This window comes from Paenarthrobacter sp. TA1.8 (genome assembly GCF_048595705.1).
Lineage (GTDB): Bacteria > Actinomycetota > Actinomycetes > Actinomycetales > Micrococcaceae > Arthrobacter > Arthrobacter nitroguajacolicus.
The window spans coordinates 4284509-4303540 of record NZ_CP184287.1; the positions used below are offsets into that span (position 1 = coordinate 4284509).

At 63.5% G+C, this 19032-nt stretch carries 18 protein-coding genes; 9 read left to right on the top strand and 9 right to left on the bottom strand.

Features of this window, described 5'->3' with window-relative positions:
• Nucleotides 1–59: 59 nt before the first annotated feature.
• The gene (locus tag ACNAOT_RS19955) at nucleotides 60–524 is read left to right on the top strand and encodes a hypothetical protein (protein WP_420179106.1); all 465 of its coding nucleotides are present in this window, start codon (nucleotides 60–62) and stop codon (nucleotides 522–524) included.
• Nucleotides 525–533: 9 nt separating this feature from the next.
• Here ACNAOT_RS19955 and ACNAOT_RS19960 read toward each other — a convergent pair whose 3' ends face one another.
• From ACNAOT_RS19960 to ACNAOT_RS19990, 7 genes are all read right to left on the bottom strand, one after another.
• The gene (locus ACNAOT_RS19960) at nucleotides 534–962 is read right to left on the bottom strand and encodes a heat shock protein transcriptional repressor HspR (protein ID WP_091470032.1); all 429 of its coding nucleotides are present in this window, start codon (nucleotides 960–962) and stop codon (nucleotides 534–536) included.
• 10 nt (nucleotides 963–972) lie between these two features.
• Nucleotides 973–1953 carry a DnaJ C-terminal domain-containing protein gene (locus ACNAOT_RS19965; protein WP_091470029.1) on the bottom strand — a complete coding sequence of 327 codons (981 nt, stop codon included), beginning with the start codon at nucleotides 1951–1953 and terminating at the stop codon, nucleotides 973–975.
• Between the two features lie 90 nt (nucleotides 1954–2043).
• On the bottom strand, nucleotides 2044–2703 hold the full coding sequence (locus ACNAOT_RS19970; RefSeq protein WP_420179107.1) for a nucleotide exchange factor GrpE: 660 nt from the start codon (nucleotides 2701–2703) through the stop codon (nucleotides 2044–2046).
• A 2-nt stretch (nucleotides 2704–2705) separates the two neighbouring features.
• A complete protein-coding gene (gene dnaK, locus ACNAOT_RS19975) occupies nucleotides 2706–4568 on the bottom strand; it encodes a molecular chaperone DnaK (protein ID WP_420179108.1) in 1863 nt (620 codons plus the stop codon).
• A gap of 271 nt (nucleotides 4569–4839) precedes the next feature.
• Nucleotides 4840–5760: a DUF817 domain-containing protein gene (locus ACNAOT_RS19980; protein WP_420179109.1), complete on the bottom strand. Its 921-nt coding sequence runs from the start codon at nucleotides 5758–5760 to the stop codon at nucleotides 4840–4842.
• Nucleotides 5753–6544 (bottom strand): oxygenase MpaB family protein, encoded by a 792-nt coding sequence (locus ACNAOT_RS19985; RefSeq protein WP_420179110.1) that lies wholly within the window; start codon nucleotides 6542–6544, stop codon nucleotides 5753–5755. The genes ACNAOT_RS19980 and ACNAOT_RS19985 overlap by 8 nt, the downstream gene beginning before the upstream one ends.
• A 17-nt stretch (nucleotides 6545–6561) precedes the next feature.
• On the bottom strand, nucleotides 6562–7305 hold the full coding sequence (locus tag ACNAOT_RS19990; RefSeq protein ID WP_420179111.1) for a TetR/AcrR family transcriptional regulator: 744 nt from the start codon (nucleotides 7303–7305) through the stop codon (nucleotides 6562–6564).
• Between the two features lie 140 nt (nucleotides 7306–7445).
• Here ACNAOT_RS19990 and ACNAOT_RS19995 point away from each other — a divergent pair, with 140 nt between their 5' ends.
• Nucleotides 7446–8378 (top strand): NAD-dependent epimerase/dehydratase family protein, encoded by a 933-nt coding sequence (locus ACNAOT_RS19995; protein ID WP_420179112.1) that lies wholly within the window; start codon nucleotides 7446–7448, stop codon nucleotides 8376–8378.
• Between the two features lie 19 nt (nucleotides 8379–8397).
• On the opposite strand, the gene ACNAOT_RS20000 is transcribed toward ACNAOT_RS19995, so the two are convergent.
• Nucleotides 8398–9054: a phytanoyl-CoA dioxygenase family protein gene (locus ACNAOT_RS20000; RefSeq protein ID WP_420179113.1), complete on the bottom strand. Its 657-nt coding sequence runs from the start codon at nucleotides 9052–9054 to the stop codon at nucleotides 8398–8400.
• Between the two features lie 111 nt (nucleotides 9055–9165).
• Here ACNAOT_RS20000 and ACNAOT_RS20005 point away from each other — a divergent pair, with 111 nt between their 5' ends.
• Nucleotides 9166–11178 carry a hypothetical protein gene (locus tag ACNAOT_RS20005; RefSeq protein WP_420179114.1) on the top strand — a complete coding sequence of 671 codons (2013 nt, stop codon included), beginning with the start codon at nucleotides 9166–9168 and terminating at the stop codon, nucleotides 11176–11178.
• Nucleotides 11179–11242: 64 nt separating this feature from the next.
• Here ACNAOT_RS20005 and ACNAOT_RS20010 read toward each other — a convergent pair whose 3' ends face one another.
• On the bottom strand, nucleotides 11243–12379 hold the full coding sequence (locus ACNAOT_RS20010) for an ROK family protein (protein WP_420179115.1): 1137 nt from the start codon (nucleotides 12377–12379) through the stop codon (nucleotides 11243–11245).
• Between the two features lie 133 nt (nucleotides 12380–12512).
• Between ACNAOT_RS20010 and ACNAOT_RS20015 the strand changes: the two genes are divergently transcribed.
• The 6 genes from ACNAOT_RS20015 to ACNAOT_RS20040 are packed head-to-tail and all read left to right on the top strand — an operon-like array spanning nucleotide 12513 to nucleotide 18977.
• The gene (locus ACNAOT_RS20015; protein ID WP_420179116.1) at nucleotides 12513–13559 is read left to right on the top strand and encodes a hydroxyacid dehydrogenase; all 1047 of its coding nucleotides are present in this window, start codon (nucleotides 12513–12515) and stop codon (nucleotides 13557–13559) included.
• A gap of 1 nt (nucleotide 13560) precedes the next feature.
• Nucleotides 13561–14907, top strand: coding sequence for a sulfatase (locus ACNAOT_RS20020; RefSeq protein WP_420179117.1), 1347 nt, complete (start codon nucleotides 13561–13563; stop codon nucleotides 14905–14907).
• Between the two features lie 5 nt (nucleotides 14908–14912).
• Nucleotides 14913–16199 carry an extracellular solute-binding protein gene (locus ACNAOT_RS20025; RefSeq protein WP_420179118.1) on the top strand — a complete coding sequence of 429 codons (1287 nt, stop codon included), beginning with the start codon at nucleotides 14913–14915 and terminating at the stop codon, nucleotides 16197–16199.
• Between the two features lie 29 nt (nucleotides 16200–16228).
• Nucleotides 16229–17185: a carbohydrate ABC transporter permease gene (locus ACNAOT_RS20030; protein ID WP_420179119.1), complete on the top strand. Its 957-nt coding sequence runs from the start codon at nucleotides 16229–16231 to the stop codon at nucleotides 17183–17185.
• Nucleotides 17182–18069 (top strand): carbohydrate ABC transporter permease, encoded by an 888-nt coding sequence (locus ACNAOT_RS20035; RefSeq protein ID WP_420179120.1) that lies wholly within the window; start codon nucleotides 17182–17184, stop codon nucleotides 18067–18069. The genes ACNAOT_RS20030 and ACNAOT_RS20035 overlap by 4 nt, the downstream gene beginning before the upstream one ends.
• Nucleotides 18066–18977, top strand: coding sequence for a Gfo/Idh/MocA family protein (locus tag ACNAOT_RS20040; protein ID WP_420179121.1), 912 nt, complete (start codon nucleotides 18066–18068; stop codon nucleotides 18975–18977). The genes ACNAOT_RS20035 and ACNAOT_RS20040 overlap by 4 nt, the downstream gene beginning before the upstream one ends.
• Nucleotides 18978–19032: the final 55 nt, after the last annotated feature.

Sequence of the window (19032 nt, forward strand, 5' to 3'; positions counted from 1 at the left end):
CAGGATTCTGAAGAACCACGAGCACGGAACTCACCGCCGACTGGAAAGTTGAAATCGCCATGGCACGACGAAGGCCTAAGAAAGCACCGAGCACTACTGAAGCCTTTCCCAGGCGCCGCGGACCCGGAAGGGCCATTTGGCTCATTGCCGCGGGCCTCGTCGCGGGCATAGCGGGTGGAATTTTCGGCTTCCGCATGCTGGTTCCGCCGGGAGAGCCCGAGCCGGTCCGGAACCGTAGGCACGAGCCAAGGGGAGCCTCGCGACTGGACACGTCGCCCGCTGACGCTTCGCGACCCCATGTGGCACAGCCGGCGGAAATCCTGGTCCCTGAAGAGCCTGTCGAAATCTCCACAAGGATGCGGCCGGGCGAATGGACTGAAGAGTCACTGCTGGAGCACATCGAGGATTACAAACAGCAGATCCGGGACATGGGAGCGAGGGAAACGCAGATCGTCACCAACGTGGAACGAACCGAAGAGGGTGCTGCCCGCGTGGTGGTGAGCTGGGACAGGACCCTGCCGTAGGACCCGAAGCTACAGGTTCTCGCCCTGCCGCGGCCGCCACACCACAACAGCCTGGGACCTTGCCCGAGGCCGTTGACCGCGGGCCAGGCTGACGACGTCGCCTGCTGCGCCTGCAGCGAAGATGCGCGCATCCAGTGGCGAGCGACGACGGGACAGTTCCTCGGTCAGTTCAGCCACGCGGTATTGCAGCGCAGCCACCTGGTTTTCGAGGTCGAGGATGCGTTTGATGCCCTCAAGAGAGACGCCGGACTGCGAGAGGCGCTGGACCTCCCGCAGTTTGTTGACGTCGTTCTGAGAATAGCGGCGGGACTTGCCGGGCGCGCGACTGGGCGAGACGATGCCCAGGCGGTCGTACTGGCGCAACGTCTGCGGATGCATGTCGGCAAGCTCCGCAGCTACGGAGATGACAAAGATCGGCTGGTTGACGTCGATGGCCATGACCGCCTCCTTACAACCGGGCCTTCGCGGCCAGATCGTGACGCGGGTTCGCGTCGGTGGTTGCGGCAGCGAACGCCTTCACGGCTTCTTCCGCTTCCTTGTTCAGGTTTTGCGGAACTGCGACGTCGATGGTCACCAGCAGGTCGCCAGTCGCCTTGGATGTTTTCACACCCCGGCCTTTGACCCGCAGTGTCCGGCCTGACGGTGTGCCGGCCGGGACGCGAACCTTGACGGTGTCGCCGTCGAGCGTTGGCACTTCAATGGTGGCGCCAAGCGCCGCCTCCGCGAACGTGACGGGCACGTGGATGCGGATGTTGTCGCCGTCGCGCTGGAAGAAGTCGTGGGGCTTCACGCTCACCGTGATGATGAGGTCGCCATTGCCGGCAGGGCCAACGTTGCCCTTGCCGCGCTGACGGACTTTCTGCCCGTCCTTGATGCCGGCAGGAATCTTGACGTCGATCACGTTGCCGTTGCTCTCACGCAAGCTGACCGTAGTCCCCTTGATGGAGCCGGCGAACGAGATGGACGTGGTGGCCGTCCGATCCGCGCCCTTCTGCGGTGCACGCTGGAACCCGGTCTGGCCGGCTCCCCCGAAACCACCGCCAAACAGGTCGGCGAACTCCGGAGGAATGCCGCCGCCAGCAGGCTGACGGGCACCGGGCCCGCCGCCGAACAAGCCGCCGAACAGGTCCTCGAAACCGCCATTAGCTCCGGCACCACCGCGGCCGGCACCAGCACCCGGAGCGAACCGGGCACCGCCCATGGCACGGATGGCGTCATACTGCTGCCGGTCCTCAGGACTCGACAACACCGAGTAAGCCTCGGAAATGTCCTTGAACTTCTTCTCCGCAGCAGCATCCCCGGCATTCGTATCCGGGTGGTACTGCCGGGCAAGCTTGCGGTAAGCCTTCTTAATATCCGCGTCGGAGGCGTCCTTGGCGATACCAAGGATCGCGTAAAAATCCTTTTCAACCCAGTCCTGGCTGGCCAAGAGCGTTTCCTTTCGTTTGGGGAACGAGATGGCAGTTCGCGCCAATGTTCTACTCAAACACTGTCACGAACTGCCATCTCGCGAGGGGTACTAAGCCGGGACAGCCACGATGACCTGGGCTGCACGCAGGACACGCTCACCTGAGCGGTATCCGGAGCGCAGCACCTGGCTGACCGTGTCAACCTCGATGTCCTCGCCGGGCTGCTGGATGAGTGCCTCGTGGATGGTGGGGTCGAATTCGACGCCCGTATCCGCGATGCGTTCCAGTCCATACGTCTTCAGCGCGTTCTCCAGCTTGGTGGCGATGGCGGCGAAGGGGCCGTCTTCGAGGTCACCGTGCTGGCGGGCGGCGTCGACGTCGTCCAGCACCGGGAGCAGGGAGTTCAGGACGCCGATGACGGCCATCTCTCCTGCAACGGCGCGGTCGCGTTCGACGCGCTTGCGGTAGTTGACGTACTCAGCCTGAAGGCGGAGGAGGTCGTTGCGGAGCTCCGCTGCCTGGGCTTCAGCCGCGGCACCGGAGGCTACCGATTCCTCGGCCGGCACCTCTACCCCGTTGAGGATTTCCTCAGCCTGGGAGAGGGCGTCGCCGTCCGTAGGAGCGGCGTTGCCTTCGGTGGGAGCTGTAGCTTCGCTGTCAGGATGACGCGCTTCGCCGGTCTCCGGGTCAACCTTGCGGTTGTCCCGAATCACGGGCTTGCGCGGCTCGTTGCCTTCTGAGTGCTCTGCTTCGTTGCCGTGGTGAGGCATGGCTACTTCTTCGCTTCGTCTTCGTCGATGATCTCGGCGTCGACGATGTCCTCGTCAGCGGCCTTGTCACCGGCGGGAGCGCCTTCTGCACCGGCACCGGGAGCGTCAGCTGCGGCGGCCTGCGAGTAGATGGCTTCGCCGAGCTTGGTCTGGGAAGCCTGGAGCTTCTCGAACGCAGTCTTGACGGCGGCGTCGTCGGTGCCTTCCAAGGCGGACTTGAGGGCGTCGACGTCGGCCTTGACCTCGGTCTTGACTTCCTCAGGCAGCTTGTCGTCGTTGTCGGCGATGAGCTTGTCCACGGAGTAGGCGAGCTGCTCTGCGGAGTTACGGGTGTCCGTAGCTTCGCGGCGGGCCTTGTCCTCAGCAGCGTGCTCTTCGGCTTCACGGACCATGCGGTCGATGTCGTCCTTGGAGAGTGCCGTGCCACCGGTGATGGTCATGGACTGTTCCTTGCCGGTGCCCTTGTCCTTGGCGGACACGTGGACGATGCCGTTGGCGTCGATGTCAAAGGTGACCTCGACCTGCGGAACGCCGCGCGGTGCCGGTGCGATGCCGGTCAGTTCGAACGTGCCCAGCGGCTTGTTGTCGCGGGTGAATTCACGCTCGCCCTGGAAGACCTGGATGGCCACGGACGGCTGGTTGTCGTCAGCGGTGGTGAAGGTCTCGGAACGCTTGGTGGGGATAGCGGTGTTGCGCTCGATCAGGTGCGTCATGACGCCACCCTTGGTTTCGATGCCGAGGGACAGCGGGGTGACGTCGATGAGGAGGACGTCCTTGCGCTCACCCTTCAGGACACCGGCCTGCAGTGCGGCACCAACGGCCACAACTTCATCCGGGTTGACGCCCTTGTTGGGCTCCTTGCCGCCGGCGAGTTCCTTGACGAGCTCGGAGACGGCAGGCATACGGGTGGAGCCACCGACGAGAACGATGTGGTCGATGTCGGAAACCTTGATGCCGGCTTCTGCGATGACGTCCTGGAACGGCTTCTTGGTGCGGTCCAGCAGGTCCTTGGTGAGGTCCTGGAACTTGGCACGGGTCAGCTGCTCGTCCAGGTGAACCGGGCCGTCGGGGGTGACGGACAGGTACTGGAGGGAGATGTTGGTGCTGGTGGAGGAGGACAGTTCCTTCTTGGCCTGCTCTGCAGCTTCACGGAGACGCTGGAGGGCGATCTTGTCCTTGGAGAGGTCAATGCCCTTGATCTTGAGCTGGCTCAGGAGCCACTCGACAACGCGGTTGTCCCAGTCATCGCCACCGAGGCGGTTGTCACCGGCGGTTGCGCGGACCTGGATGGTGGAGAAGTTGTCTTCGTCCTTGCCAACCTCGAGGAGGGAGACGTCGAAGGTACCGCCACCGAGGTCGAAGACCAGGATGAGTTCGTCTTCCTTACCCTTGTCCAGGCCGTATGCCAGTGCAGCCGCGGTGGGCTCGTTGACAATGCGGAGGACGTTGAGGCCTGCGATTTCGCCGGCTTCCTTGGTGGACTGGCGCTCGGCGTCGTTGAAGTATGCCGGAACGGTGATCACAGCGTCGGTGACCTTTTCGCCCAAGTAGCTCTCGGCGTCGTTCTTGAGCTTCATGAGGATACGCGCGGAGATTTCCTGCGGCGTGTACTTCTTGTCGTCGACGGCGACACTCCAGTCGGTGCCCATGTGGCGCTTGACGGAGGCGATGGTGCGGTCGATGTTGTTGACGGCCTGGCGCTTGGCAATTTCGCCGACCAGGACTTCGCCGGACTTGGAGAACGCAACGACGGACGGCGTGGTGCGGCCGCCTTCTGCGTTGGCGATAACGGTGGGCTCGCCACCTTCGAGAACAGAGACCACGGAGTTGGTGGTTCCGAGGTCGATACCTACTGCACGTGACATATCTTGTTTCCTTTCAATGGCCGATGTTGGAGATTGCACCTGACAACGGTCCGCTGGGCGGTCTACGTGCCGGAAGCCTGCTCAACAATCGGCTAGTTGAGCGTTCTGCACTCAACTGTACTCAGCCTCAGATTTAAGTCAATCCAAAGTTGAGTGAAGCACGCTCAACTTTCTCATTTGCCGACTGAAAAATGCCCGAATCACGCGGATTGAGGGCTGGTTTCGCCGATGGTGAACTGGCCAAGTCTGCCGACGCGCAGACGGATTGGCGTCACTCCGAACGACTGGTGACACCCAAATTCGGGCGGCCTGCGCGAATTTGCGTGGCGTCAGCGGTTTGGGTGGCCTCCAGCGGCTCCGGCTTGTACACCCAGGCCACCAGCACCACCGAGATGATCATCAGCAGGAACCACGCGAGGAGCTTGTCGATTGAGACCGCCTGCCAGCCCTCCAGCTGGTTCGGGTACAGCCAGGCACGCGACCATGTGCCTATGTTCTCGGCGAACAAGATGAACAGCGCCACCAGCAGGAACGAGACCAGGATGGGCATGCGGAAACGACGCCGGAACACCCGGAAGTGCATCACGCACCGTCCGTAGACAAGCACGACGGCGGCCAGCAGCACCCAGCGCGCGTCGAAGATGTAGTGGTGCGAGAAGAAGTTGACGTAGATCGCACCAGCCACAAGGGCGGTGATCCAACGGCGGGGGTAGCGGTCGAAGCGGAGGTCGAACAGCCGGAACACGCGCACCATATAAGAACCCACAGCGGCGTACATGAAACCACTGAACAACGGCACGGCCCCGATCCGCAGGACGCCCTCCGCCTCGTAGGCCCACGACCCGACGTCCGTCTTGAACAGCTCCATCACCGTCCCCACCACGTGGAACAGCAGGATCACCCGCAACTCCCGCAGCGTCTCGAGTTTGAAGCTAATCATCAGCACTTGAATAACGACGGCGGCGATGGTCAGGAAGTCGTTCCGGGCGAGGCCGGCGTTATCCGGATACCAAAGACGGGCTGCGATGATCACTGCGAGTAACGCCGCTCCGAACACACAAGCCCAGGCCTGCTTCAGCCCAAAGACCACGAATTCCGTGAGCCGCCCCCGCAACGGGCCGGCTCGGGGCCGGTCCAAGTATCGGTGGGCGGCGTCATCAATGGACTGCTCAACCGAGGTGAAGTTACGCATGATGGGGCGTCTCGCGTGGCTTAAGTCGGCCCAGGTAGTAATCCCTCGGCCAATGGCGGATCCGCTGCGGCAGCCGGGGGTAAATATGCCCCACCACACGCATGGTCCACGCGAAGCGCCGGGCCTGGACGGGACCCCAGTCGAATCCGAAACCCTCACGAAGGTGCTCAGGCAACAAGCCCGCCGTGAGGAAGCGCGCCAGCGGCATGGCCAAGCGCATCATGGCCGGTCCCGCGGCCGGGTAGAGCAGGTCCTGGGCGATTTTGCGGGCCTTGTCGTCTGGCTGCAACGTTGCCACATGCGCGTCCCAATACGCGGCAAAGGCGGCACGATCAGCGGGCCACTTGTTCGGCGGAAGCTGCAGGGCGGTGCCGATCCGCGCATAGTCGGCGTACATGCGGTCGGCGGTTTCGTCGTCGAGCGGTCCGTGAACCTGCTGGTAGACGGTGACTGCCGTGTCGTAAAGGGTGGCGACAACCCAAAGCTGGGAATCGGCGTCGAAGGCGTTGTAACCGTATGAAGCCTCGTCGGCGTTCCGGCGAACCGGCGCGTGGGCACGATTGACGGCGCGGCGCACCGCAGCGACCTGTTCTTCGGTGCCGTAAACCACGGCGTAAACATAGGTCAGCGTGGCCCGGAGCCTGTCCTGCGGCCGGTGGGCAAAGTCGCTGTGGTCCGCGACTCCGTGGCCAACCCGGGGGTCGGCAATCTGAAGGAGGATTGCGCGGCCCGCACCGGCGAGAAGGACGCCCTCCGCACCAATGTCTGCAAGTCCTCGAGCCATCTGAATACTGTAGCGCCCTAGCCTCGGAGCCCCATGACACCCTGAAGGACGCTCAGCTGATGCTCGAACAGGTCATCGCGCGCGGCGAAAGTATCGCGTCCGTACTGCCCAAAAACCTCGAAACTGATAGCCCCGAACACGGACGTCCACACCAGGACACCCCGCGCCAAGGTTGCGTCAGGTGCGGCGAGATTCATCTCGCCCCGGATGGCTGCCAGGTCTGCGGCCAACCCTTCGGGAATCACGACGGCGGGACTCGCCGCGTCGTTGAGCGCGCCAGCCCGGTAGGCGGCATCGAAGATACCGACGAGGCGAACGATGACCCGCGTACCAGGGACGGTAGTGCGCTCACCTGGCGCCTGATACCCCGGGACGGGACTGCCGAATAGGAGGGAATAGCTGGCCGGTTCGCGGATGGCCCATGTACGCACCGCGTTAGCCAGCGCCGTGAACTGCGCCGCGAAGTCATCCTCCGCCTCGGCATTCACAGCTTCATCGACGTCGTCGCCAAGCTGGTTGTAGGCGTCGACCAGCAGGAGCGTGAGGAGTTCGTCGCGGTTCTCTACATAGCGATAAACCGCCGAGGAAACGACGCCAAGATCCCTTGCGACGGCACGCAGGGAAAGAGCGGCGGCGCCGTGGAGGGCCAAGTGTTCCCGGCCGATCCGAACGATGTCGGCGATGGTCTGAATGCGGGCACGTTCGCGGGGAGTCTGGGGCTTTCCCTTGCTCTTGGTGGCGGCAGGTTCGGCTGGAGTCATGTTCACAGCTTGCCACAACAGAGAGCACTGTCAACAAACAAGAGCACCGCTCTTGACAATTCGGCTCGACCCCTACATGCTGATTGAGAGAGCACTGCTCTCGCTTTTCAAACGCAAACAGCCCTGAAAGAAGGCACACCATGTACGTCGTCACAGGAGCAGGACCGGTTGGCTACACTGTCGCGGAACAACTGGCTCACCAAGGGCATCAGGTACGCGTCCTAACGCGATCCGGCGGTGGCCCGGAGCATCCCCTGGTTGAACGATTACGGGCTGACGTCTCCGATCCTTCACAGCTGGATGAGGCGCTGAAGGGCGCTACCGCAGTTTTCCATTGCATTCACGGATCCGCCTACCGGGCATCGGCGTGGGCCGCCGAACTCCCTCAAGCCGAGCAAGTGGTGATGAATGCAGCGGCAGCCGCGGGCGCCGTCGTCGTCTTCCCCGAAAGCCTGTACTCGTACAGTGAGCCGGACCGGCTCATGACGGAATCGAGCCCCCGGGAAGCTACCAGCGGCAAGCGCGGCATCCGCACCCAACTGCTTAAAGCGCGCGAGGCGCACGCTGCCAATACTGTGAGCGTCGTGGCAGGAGACTTCTTTGGGCCTCGTGTGAAAATGGCCCATGCCGGCGAACGGATGGTTCCGATGGTCCTGACAGGCAAGCCGATCCAGGCAATCGGAAGCGCCGAACGGCCGCACTCCTTCACTTATGTCCCGGATCTTGCAGCGGCCATGATCGCCGCAGCACTGAAGCCCGAACTTTGGAACACCGTGCTGCACGCGCCCACCGGCTCGCCAATGACTCAGCGCGAAGTTGCCGCAGCCTACGCCGACGCTGCAGGGGTGGCCACCCCGAAAGTGAGCGCCGTGCCCGGTTGGGTGCTGCGGGTGGCGGGTATTTTCTCCACGGACATGCGCGAGCTGGCCGAATTGCTGTACCAGTTCGAGCGTCCGTTCGTCATGGACTCCTCCGAAAGCCAGCGGTTGCTGGGCCTTGAACCCACTCCTTTGGCGGAAGCAGCAGCGGCCACCGTGGCGTGGTGGCGCGACGCTGCGCGGCAGGCCAGCTAAGGACGCGCCGGACGGCGGGCTAGAGGCCATCGTCGTAATTCCAGTGCTCCTGCCAGCGCCAATCGATCGGTTCGCTGAGGCGTTGGTAACGGATGTCAGTGGACAGGCGCATGGTGCCGCCGCGGTCTTTGTTGTCCAAGGCCGCATGGACGATGTGTGCCGAGTGGACCACAACATCCCCAACCTCGTAGTCCGTCACGAGCCATCTGGCATCGCGCTCGTTCGCCAGTCCCGGGAGGTCTGCAGTGATGGAGGCGGCCGGCATCTTCAGGCTTCCCTCACGCTCCTGTCTCATCACCCAGTGGTGGCTGCCCTCGAGGTAAGCCAAGCCGCCACGCTCCCGCGGGCAATCGCCCAAGGGAATCCACATGGAGAGCACGCGGTCGCTGCCTTCGCGGAGATAGACCAGGTCATAATGGGCCTGCGTCGCCGTGCCGATTCCGCTTTCCCCGGGTTTGGTGTGGCGAATGATCTTCCGTCGGTGCAGATGGACATCGTCTCCGAGGAACCACGCAAACCAGTCGGCAATGCCTTGCGAAGTGCACAAGGCTTGGTACTCCGGACCCGGAACAATGTGGTCGAAAAGGCCAGGAAGACCGGCTATTCGCCGAGCGGCTTCCGCCGCGAGCATCAGCGCACTGAGCGGGCGGCGAATGTCTGAAAATGTTCGAATCATGGATTTCGCGGTCCGGGGCTGAAATCCTGAGGGAAGTGCACGGGACGTATCCGGAACGTCCTGGAGGCACCAAAAGCCACCCCCACGGGATACTCAATGAGGAGCTCTTCCATGTCCACTTTCGCCATCAACCGCCGTCAATTGCTGCAGACCGGGGGCATCGGCGGACTCGCCGTAGCGCTGTCAGCAATGTCATCCGGCGCAGCCCAAGCCGCCCGGCCGCTTAACACTTCGGCGCCGCTGATCACCGACCTCGGGCCCGCCGTCGTCCAGTTTTCCCTCATGAGTTCCTTGCTGGTGGGCGACACCGTGTACATCGGATCCCGCAACCTGAATCCTGTGCGGGTCATAGGGTTCCATCTCCCCACCGGCAAAGTTACCTACCGCACCGATCTCGGTTCCGGCTACAGCATTCAGGCCCTTGCCGCTGACTCCACCGGCCGCTACCTGTACGCAGGTGTTCTGCGCGACGGGATTGATGGAAAGCCGAACCTCTACCGCTGGGACCTCAGCACACCGAACGTTCCTGCAGTGGGCGTCGGCGAAACAGGAGACCGGGACATTCGGGCTTTGGCTATAGCCCCGGACGGCAAGGTCTACGTTGCCGGTGGCGGGTTGACCACCAGCGCCCCTTCGCTGTGGGAATACGATCCAGTAACGAATGCCATGACCAGTTGGGGTGTGCCGGATCCCGGGGCAACCATCGCCCAGGCTGTAGCCGCTACTGACAGCCACGTGTACTTCGGCACCGGCAGCACCTTGGGCGGCGGCAACGGCTCCAGTCCAGCGCGTCTCTTTGCGTTCGATCGGACCACCAAGACGTCCACGAACATCCTCCCGGCCGAAGTAGCAACCGGGGTCTCGGTGACTTCATTGAGCGTGCTGAACGGACAGCTCGGAGTCGGTATCAAGGGGCCCGGGAAGTCCGTGCTGATCAACCTGGCCAACCATTCCCAATACACCGTCATAGCCAAGACCGGTGTCATGTTCAGGCAGTTGGGCAACGACGTCTTCTTCGTCAAGGAGCCGGGCGTGTGGTCCTACAACATGGTCACCAAGAAGATCACCCAGATCCTCACGGAAGATGTCGGTGCCATGTGGGGCCTGGATGTCTATGGCAACAAAGCACTCACAGTCTCCTCTTACGACGTCATTGAGATCGATCCCGTGGCGAAGACGGCCGTCAAGCATGACCTGACGGAGGCGGGCGCACCCGGCGGACCGCAGTCGTGCATGGGCCTGGCGGCAGGCGCCGGCGACGTGTACGTGGGCGGCACCGGGACCATAGCGCGTCACCAGTTGGCTACGAATCAGGTTTCCTATCTCCGGGCCACAGGAGAAGCCAAAGATGCCGTGGTGGTAGGCGGAATCCTGTACACGGGCCAGTACAACTCCAGGGGCATCTACTCCTACGATCCTTCCACCGGGGAACTTCCCTACCAAGTGGCTGCACTCCCGGCCGGTCAGAACCGTCCCTTGGATGTTTGCTGGGACGCCGTCAACGGGCTGGTCATAGCCGGCGCGCAGAACGACACCGGCGGTGGCGGCTGCTTCGCTGCCTACAAACCTTCCACCACGCAGGTCATCACCAAGGTCAACCCGATTGACGCCCTCCAGATGGTCCGCGCCGTGGCAACGAAGGACGGAGTGGCCTACCTGGGTGGCGACAACATCTATGCCACCGGTCCCCGGAGCACTGTGGTGGCCTGGGACCCTGTGGCCAACCAGGAGTTGTGGCGCTTGGATCCCGGGCAGCCGCAAGGCATCGCGGCAATGGCTATCCACGGCAAGATCCTCTATGGCATGTCCCGCAAGGCCGCCGGACTTTTCGTCATCGACCTGGACACCCGCCAAGTGGTTCACCGGGGTGACCTCAGCAGCGTGTGCACCGACTTCGGCGCCCTCCAGGTCAGCCGGGGAATCGTCTACGGCGTGTCCGACACCACCGTTTTCCGCATCGACCCCGTCACGTTCGCGGTGTCCGTTGTTGTGGCAGACATCAACGGAGGCTGGTACAGCGGACCGCACATCACAGCCGACGAGGACGGGCTGCTGTACACACTCCGGGGGCCCAACCTCGTCCGGATCGACGATCAGCAGGCGATGCAAACTATGCGGCGCTAACCCGCGTAGCACCCAAGTAAGTAGCAGCAGATGCCGTTTTGAGCTCTCAAAACGGCATCTGCTGCTACCCAGTTGGGCTGGCGGTGAACAGCCCTGCAAGTACCGAGCACGCAGCACCTCGGGCCAGCGCTACCGGATCTGCAATTGATGCATCAAATATTGGAGGCGGAGTATTTGCATGGCTGTACTGATTCAAAAACGCATCCTTGGTCTGCTCGGCAAACATTCCCAGAGCGGCTTCGGGAGCGAACCCGACCACCACCTGTCCGGGGCCCAGGACCTTGGCCATGTTCGCCATACCAATGCCCAAATGCAGGGCTGCGTCGGCAATCAGTGCGGAGTCGACGCCGGGGTCCGGCCGCCTGTCCTGGCCACGTCTCTCCAGTTCACGCTGCATGCCCCACAGGCTGCCGCGGGTCTCAAAGCAATCGTCCGCGCCGCAGTGACAGGGCCTGGCCGGACCTGGTCCAGTGATCGCCCGCGAATGAGCGAAGCCCCCTGCAGAACCGTTGAAGCCACGCTGGATACGGCCTTCCACCACGACGGCGGCCCCCAGGCTGGTGCCGACGCTGAAGATGAGCATCTCGCGGCCTTTAAAGACGTCGTCGAAAAGCAGACCGCGCGTGTAGGCGTTGACGTAACTGTCGATGATGACGGGGTGGTCCGCGGCTTCTTCGAGGAGCTCTTGGAATGCGATGTCAGCCCAGCTCATGGCCCCGCTGTGCCGCACCAGGCCACTTGCCTGGTCCACGACGCCGGATACGGCCGCCCCCACACCAATAAGCCTGGGCTCCTTGCCGCCTGCAGCAGCGCGCACAGCCCGCGCCGCGGCTGCTGCGGCTTCGGCAGGTTCCGTGGATGCCAACGGCTCGCTGTGCGTGGCCACCACGTCACCGCGCAAATCCACGACGACGGCGTGCGCTTCGGTGGCGGACAACCTCACGCCTGCGGCGAAAACGCCTTCGCGGCCGAGTTCGAGCAGACGGGCTGGCCTACCGCCCGTGCTGGGTGCGATCTCGGTTTCCACCAGCAGGCCCGAGTTGATGAGCTTGCCCGTGATTCCGGTGACGCTGGCAGCGCTCAAGCCGGTCTGAACAGTGATGGCGGCCCGGGAGACGGGCGATTGGGTCCGCACGACGTCGAGCACCAGAGCCTCGTTGATCTCACGAATCAGGGCCTTGCTGCCTGCACGTGGCTTCATTGCTGGTGGCTCCTGTTGTTGCGCGGCAAAGGATCCCACCCATTCTGGCATCCGTAGCGCGGTTGCTTTCACACTTTCCATAATACTTACTTTAGTCATTGACAAAAGATATTGAAACTGGCAATCTCAACCCATGAACATCAACAACGGCGTTGCATCGACACCACCGCCACCCACCACCTCCCGGCTGAGGATTCTCCTGAGCATCCCGGACGCGGAGCGGGCGGCCTTCATCTCCCCGGAAACCCACGCTGCACTGAACCAGCTGGGCGAGGTAACCGCCATCGCACCGGCCCAGCTCCAGTCATTGGGCGCTTTCGCCGCGGCGGCAGCAGAGACAGACATTTTCATCACGGCCTGGGGCTTCCCCCGCCTCGACGCCGAACACTTGGCAGCGGCGCCGAACCTCAAATGCGTCGTCCACGCCGCGTCATCGCTGCACGCCCTTGTCAGCGACGCATTTTGGGGCGCCGGCATCCCCATCTCCCAAGCGGGCGCAGCCATGGCCCCGGCCGTCGCGGAACTCTCGCTCACCTTCACTCTGAGCCTGCTGCGCCGGGTGCACCAGCTCGATCACCGCCTCCGCTCCGGCACCAACTGGGACGATGCCCGCACCGTCCCGAGGGCCCGTGAAATCTCCGGCGCCCGCATCGGCGTAGTCGGCGCCTCACGGACAGGCCGCCGCTATATCGACGCCTGCCGGGCACTCGGTGCAGGGGTACGTGTCTATGATCCGTATCTCCCCAAGGGGGATCCCCTTAAGGCCAGCTCCGCCTCCTTGCATGGCTTGATGGCAAACAGCGATGTCGTCGCCATCCACGCCCCCGCCACGAGCGAAACCGTGGGGCTGATCGGTGCTGCCGAACTCGCCCTGCTTCCGGATGGGGCAGCGTTCGTGAACACGGCCCGTTCCACCATCGTGGACATGGAAGCCCTCTACAAAGAGGTGCACTCGGGCCGGATTGACGCTGCGTTGGATGTCTTCGACGCCGAGCCCCTTCCCGTGGATGATCCTTGGCGCTCCCTGCCGAACGTGCTCCTCACGCCCCACCTCGGCGGCGCCACCGCTGACTCGCGGCGCCGGGCCGGCGGCATCGTCGTTGACGAACTAAGCCGCTTCATCAGCGGTCAGCCCATGGAACACGCCCTCACCCGGACCGACCTCGAAAGGATGGGCTGACATGCGCAACATCCTCTTGATCCACTGCCACGACCTCGGCCGTTTTCTGGGCACGTACGGAGTGGAAACGGTCTCAACCCCGCACTTGGACGCCTTGGCCGGGGAGTCAGTGCTTTTCGAGCAGGCCTTCGCCACCGCTCCCCACTGCAGCCCGGCCCGGGCCTCCTTGTTCACCGGTACGTATCCCCAGAGCAACGGGGTTCTCGGGCTGACGCACGAGCCGTTCGGCTGGGACCTCAAAGAGCCGAAAGAGCACATCGCCTACAGGCTGAAGTCCGCCGGCTACCAAACCGAGCTCGTCGGCGTGCACCATGAATCGCGGGTTTTGGCCGACGACGTTGTGGCCAGCCGGCTCGGTTTCGACCACGCCCGTACGGGAGGCGCGCGGGACGTCGTCGTGGACCGCGCCACTGACGCCCTGCATCGGATGTCCGGCAGCGACCGGCCCTTCTACCTGCAGGTCGGTTTCACCGAGCCGCACCGGGTGCCCTCCGCGAGGGACCGCCCGGGGGTGATGGGTTTCCTTGCCGATGGCGTGGAACCAGACGTCTCCTTGGGGCATACTGTTCCGGCCCATTTGGTGGACGACGACGGTGCCCGCGAGGAAATCGCCGAGCTCCAAGGCGCGGTCAAACACATGGATGAAGGCGCCGGCAGCATCCTGGCTGAACTCGATTCGCTGGGCCTCCGCGACCAGACGCTGGTGCTGTTCACCACCGACCACGGGCTTGCCCTGCCCCGCGCCAAATGCACCCTGTACGACGCCGGACTGGGCGTTGCACTGATGCTTCGGCATCCCGGCAACCCGGCGTGGTCCGGGCGACGCATGCCGGACATCGTCAGTCACGTGGATGTCCTGCCCACCTTGTTTGACCTGGCAGGACTGCCGACTCCGGACGGCCTCGCCGGGACCACACTGCGGCCCGCCGTCGAAGCAGGCGAGGCCACGCGAAGCCACTGTTTCAGCCAGCTGAGCTACCACACGTACTACGACCCCAAACGGTCAGTACGGACATCCACACACAAACTGATCGTCAACTTTTCCAACGCACCACGCGCCATGGATCCCACACAATCCTGGATCCACCGCAGCCTGCCGGCGGACCTTGGCGGGCCCACCATCGGCACCAGCCCGGCGACGGAGCTCTACGACCTCACCACAGACCCTGAGGAACTGGACAACATCGCCGCCCATCCGGAGCAGTCGGAGATCCTCAGGGATCTCTCCGCTGCCCTCTTCGACTGGATGCGGGAATGCGGCGACCCCCTCCTCACCGCCCCTGTAGCAGCCAGCCGCCATCAGTTCGCGCTCAGCGCGATCCAAGAAGCCACCCTCACCCGAAAGTAGCTACCATGTTCATTCGAAAGATGCACCGCACCGCTTTGGCGACAGCCGCCGTCGTCACCGCCGCTATGGCGCTCACTGCCTGCGGTTCCGCCGGTTCTACAACGTCCGACGGCGGCCAGGCCACCGGCAAGGTGACGCTCTGGATGTATCCGGTCATCAAGGACGAGACGGCCAGCAAGAAGTTCTGGCAGGACACCGAGGCCAGCTTCGAGAAGGCGAATCCGGGAATTGACCTGTCCATTGAGCTTCAGACGTTCGACAAGCGGGACGCCCAGATTTCGGCGGCGTTGGCCGCAGGCTCGGGACCCGACGTCGTACTCATTACGCCCGACCAGGCAGCTACCTACCGCAACGTTCGCGGACTGCTGCCGGTGGACAAAGCCGTTGAGAAGGACAAGGACAGCTTCTATCCCGGCACATTGGAAGCGGCAACGTTCGACAAAGAGGTGTTCGGCGTTCCGCTGTTCCAAAACATCAACACCACGGCGTACAACACCAAGATCTTCGCGGACGCAGGAGTGCCGCTGCCCAAGACCTGGGACGATCTCCGGAGCGCCGCGCCGATATTGGCGGAGAAGGGCATCGCCGTGATGGATTACGCCGGCAGCCCTGAACAGACGTTGAACCTGTCCTTCTATCCCCTGTTGTGGCAGGCAGGCGGAACCGTCTTCACCGATGACGCCAAGGACATCGCCTTCGACTCCGAGGCCGGCGTTTCGGCGCTGCAATTGCTGATCGACCTCAAGAAACTCGGTGGACTTCCCGCGGATGCCGCCACGGACGGCCCCAAGGTTGAGGGTGCACCGATCGCCACGGGCAAGGCAGCAATGCGGGCCACCACGTCACTGCCGGAGCTGAAGCAGATGCGGGCCGCGCTTGGTGCCGAAAACGTTGCCTTGGGTGCTCCGTTGCAGGGCAAGGTCCAGGCGACGTACGGCAACCCCGGATTGCTGGCGCTGACGTCAATCAACAAAAAGGAAAACCGCGAAGCTGCCTACAAGGTAATGAGCTACCTGAGTTCGGCAGAGTCCCAGAAGGCCCTCAACACCGCTGCCGGCAACCTGCCCACGCGGACAGATGCCGCCGTTTTGGGCACGGACGCCGATTCCCTCGCCATGGCCGAGGCCCTGAAGTCCGCCAACCCCGGCGAACCGTCCCCGGTTGCACGCCAGGTCATGGGCGCCCTCGCACCGAACATCCAAGCTGCCCTCCGCGGCGATGTCAGTGCCAAGGAAGCCCTTGACCGTGCTGCCAAAGAAGCCCGCGGCATCCTGCAGCGCTCGACATCCTGAGTCCAGCCCAACCACCGATTGGTCACCCCATGTCTGTAAACACCCGCACCAGAACCACGCTGGCCGGCCGACATCCAGAGCTGACGGCGCCACCGCTCAAGCCTTTTGGGGCCAAGAAAGCCCGTAGCCGCGAGGCACTGGCCGGCATCCTCTTCGTCCTGCCCACCCTGGTCATTTTCGGTCTCTTCAAGTTCCTCCCCATCTTCGGGGCCGGCGCCATGAGCCTGACCGAGTACAGCCTCAACGGCGACTTCGAATTCCTGGGCGCAGACAACTACACCCGCTTGGCTGCTGATCCCAACTTCTGGCAAAGCCTCAAGGTGACGTTCCTGTACGTGGCGATCTTCGTCCCGTTCATCATCGCCGTATCGCTGGCCGGCGCCGTCCTCCTGGACAAACTGGTCAGGTTCACCGGAACTTTCCGGGCCCTGCTGTTCATCCCGTACCTCAGCTCATTCGTCATGGCCGGCATCATCTGGACATGGATCTTCTCCACGGACGGACCGCTGAATGCCGCATTGGTTGGCCTGGGCATGGGCCCCGTCCCCTTCACGTCCGGGCCCCAACTGCTGGTCCTGCTCTCCCTGGCCGTGGTGTCCGTATGGAAAGGCTTCGGCTATTCCATGCTGATCTTCCTGGCCGGGCTCAAAGCACAACCGGCCGAAGTCCACGAGGCTGCGCGTATTGACGGGGCCGGCGCTTGGAAATCGTTCTGGTACGTCACGTTGCCGCTGCTGAAGCCCGTGGTGTTCTTTGTCCTGGTCATCGAGACAATCGTCGGATTCCAGGTCTTCGACACCATCTACGTCATGACTGGAGGCGGACCCGCCCGGGCCAGCCACAGCCTCATCTACTTCCTGTTCGATGAAGGATTCAAGTTCTTCGACTTCGGCTATGCCTCGGCCATTGGCGTGGTGCTGTTCGTCATCGTCCTCATCCTGTCGCTCATCCAGCAGCGCTTCTTCGAAGGTAAGGACTCCAAGTGACTGCCACCGTTTCCAGCCCCGCAGTAGGCGGGCGCACTCCCGGCCACACCACCGGACCCAGCCCCCGCCGCAGCACCGAAAAGCGCCGCCAGCGCACCCTGACTTGGGTGCTGGCTGTGATCTCACTCTTCACGGTGGCGCCCCTGATTGCCGTTGCCGTGCTGGCCCTCTCCCCGGAGGATGCCCCCACGATCCCATACGCGTTGCCGTCGTCTCTGACGTTGGACAACATTGTGCGCATCTTCAACGTGGGCGAATTCCCGCTCTGGCTCTGGAACTCGTTCCTGTACTCGGCGGTGTCCGTGGTGGTTGTCCTGCTGACGGCTTCCATGGCCGCCTATGCCTTGGCCCGCAAGCGGTTCCCCGGCCGTAACGCGTTGCTGTGGGCCATCATCGCCACCATGATGGTACCCGTTCAGGCCACGCTGATCCCCACCTTCATCCTCATCTCCAAGATGGGCGGCGTGAACACCCTGTGGGGCCTGATCCTGCCCACTCTGGCCAACGCCCAGGCGATTTTCCTCATCCGCCAGTTCGTCCGGGACATGCCGGAGGAACTGTTCGACGCCGCCCGCATCGACGGTGCCGGCGAATGGCGGACCTTCTGGCAGATCGTGCTCCCCCTGATCCGTCCCGTCCTGGCAACCCTGGCCATCTTCGTCTTCCTCTGGCACTGGAACGATCTCCTCTGGCCGCTGGTAGTGGGCCAATCGGACACCGCGAGGACACTCACCGTCGGTTTGGCAACGTTGAACACCGAGACAGCCTCCACGTCCAACGTCATGGCCGCAACGCTGGTCAGCTTCATCCCGTGCCTGGTGATCTTCGCCCTCCTGCAGAAACACATCGTCGCCAGCATCACGCACAGCGGGGTGAAGGGATGACGCTTGTTGCGCCCCTCCGTTTCGGTCTCATCGGCGTCGACTCCCCGCACGCGGCGTCGTTTACGCGGCTCTTCGGCAACGGTTCCGACGGCGTGGTCCCCGGCGGCATGGTGACGCACGCCTGGAAGGGGGAATCGGCGTCGGACTTTCCCTTGAGCTGTGACCGCATCGACCACTTCGCGGACGAGGTGCGTGGGCTGGGTGTCACCATGTGCGATTCTCCCGAGGCCGTGGCCGAGGTCTGCGACGCCCTGCTGATTGTGTCCTCCGATGCGCGGACGCACCCCCGCTACTTTGAGCGTGTTGCCCGCTACGGCAAACCGATTTACGTGGACACCCGCTTCGCTCCGACTCTCTCGGAAGCCCGCACCATGCTCGCCCAGGCGCAGGCCTCCGGCGCTTTGGTCCTGGCAGGGTCCCCCAAGCGGTTCACACCTGAGTTCCAGGCGGCGCTGACCGGAGGGCGGTACTACTCTGTTTCCCTGGACGGCCCCCTTCCCACCCAGCCCGGCCACCCTGGCCTGGCCTGGTACGGCGTGCACCTGGTGGACCTTGCTGTGGCCGCGCTCGGCGCCGGCCCGGCGGCAGTAACGGTCGACGCCGGTGGACCTGGAAGCGGTTCAGGCTCCACTTCCGTGACGGTCGCGTGGGGGGACGGCCGTAAGGCACATCTGGGCGGAGCAGCAGACTGGCACCCCTTCACAACCGGACGAATCGACGCAGGCTCCGAATTTTCCATCGAGGCCCGCGAAGAAATGCTCGTGGGACTCCTGGAAGGCCTAGTGACCTCGTGCCGGACGGGCAGACCGAACGTGCCTCTTCCCGAAATTCTCAGCATCGTCGCAATCGTCGAAGCCGCCAACAAGAGCCTGGCATCCGGCACCCCCGTCCCCCTCTCACCCAACTAAGTAGCAGCAGATGCCGTTTTGAGCACGCTAAACGGCATCTGCTGCTACCTACTTG

Bases quoted from the DNA above. Each gene is read 5' to 3' on its own strand.
- ACNAOT_RS19970 (WP_420179107.1), bottom strand. From the start codon at position 2,703: ATGCCTCACCACGGCAACGAAGCAGAGCACTCAGAAGGCAACGAGCCG.
- ACNAOT_RS20015 (WP_420179116.1), top strand. From the start codon at position 12,513: ATGAACATCAACAACGGCGTTGCATCGACACCACCGCCACCCACCACC.
- ACNAOT_RS20040 (WP_420179121.1), top strand. From the start codon at position 18,066: ATGACGCTTGTTGCGCCCCTCCGTTTCGGTCTCATCGGCGTCGACTCC.
- dnaK (WP_420179108.1), bottom strand. From the start codon at position 4,568: ATGTCACGTGCAGTAGGTATCGACCTCGGAACCACCAACTCCGTGGTC.
- ACNAOT_RS20010 (WP_420179115.1), bottom strand. From the start codon at position 12,379: ATGAAGCCACGTGCAGGCAGCAAGGCCCTGATTCGTGAGATCAACGAG.
- ACNAOT_RS19995 (WP_420179112.1), top strand. From the start codon at position 7,446: ATGTACGTCGTCACAGGAGCAGGACCGGTTGGCTACACTGTCGCGGAA.
- ACNAOT_RS19955 (WP_420179106.1), top strand. From the start codon at position 60: ATGGCACGACGAAGGCCTAAGAAAGCACCGAGCACTACTGAAGCCTTT.
- ACNAOT_RS20005 (WP_420179114.1), top strand. From the start codon at position 9,166: ATGTCCACTTTCGCCATCAACCGCCGTCAATTGCTGCAGACCGGGGGC.
- ACNAOT_RS19980 (WP_420179109.1), bottom strand. From the start codon at position 5,760: ATGCGTAACTTCACCTCGGTTGAGCAGTCCATTGATGACGCCGCCCAC.
- ACNAOT_RS20000 (WP_420179113.1), bottom strand. From the start codon at position 9,054: ATGATTCGAACATTTTCAGACATTCGCCGCCCGCTCAGTGCGCTGATG.
- ACNAOT_RS19985 (WP_420179110.1), bottom strand. From the start codon at position 6,544: ATGGCTCGAGGACTTGCAGACATTGGTGCGGAGGGCGTCCTTCTCGCC.
- ACNAOT_RS19990 (WP_420179111.1), bottom strand. From the start codon at position 7,305: ATGACTCCAGCCGAACCTGCCGCCACCAAGAGCAAGGGAAAGCCCCAG.
- ACNAOT_RS19960 (WP_091470032.1), bottom strand. From the start codon at position 962: ATGGCCATCGACGTCAACCAGCCGATCTTTGTCATCTCCGTAGCTGCG.
- ACNAOT_RS20025 (WP_420179118.1), top strand. From the start codon at position 14,913: ATGTTCATTCGAAAGATGCACCGCACCGCTTTGGCGACAGCCGCCGTC.
- ACNAOT_RS20030 (WP_420179119.1), top strand. From the start codon at position 16,229: ATGTCTGTAAACACCCGCACCAGAACCACGCTGGCCGGCCGACATCCA.
- ACNAOT_RS20020 (WP_420179117.1), top strand. From the start codon at position 13,561: ATGCGCAACATCCTCTTGATCCACTGCCACGACCTCGGCCGTTTTCTG.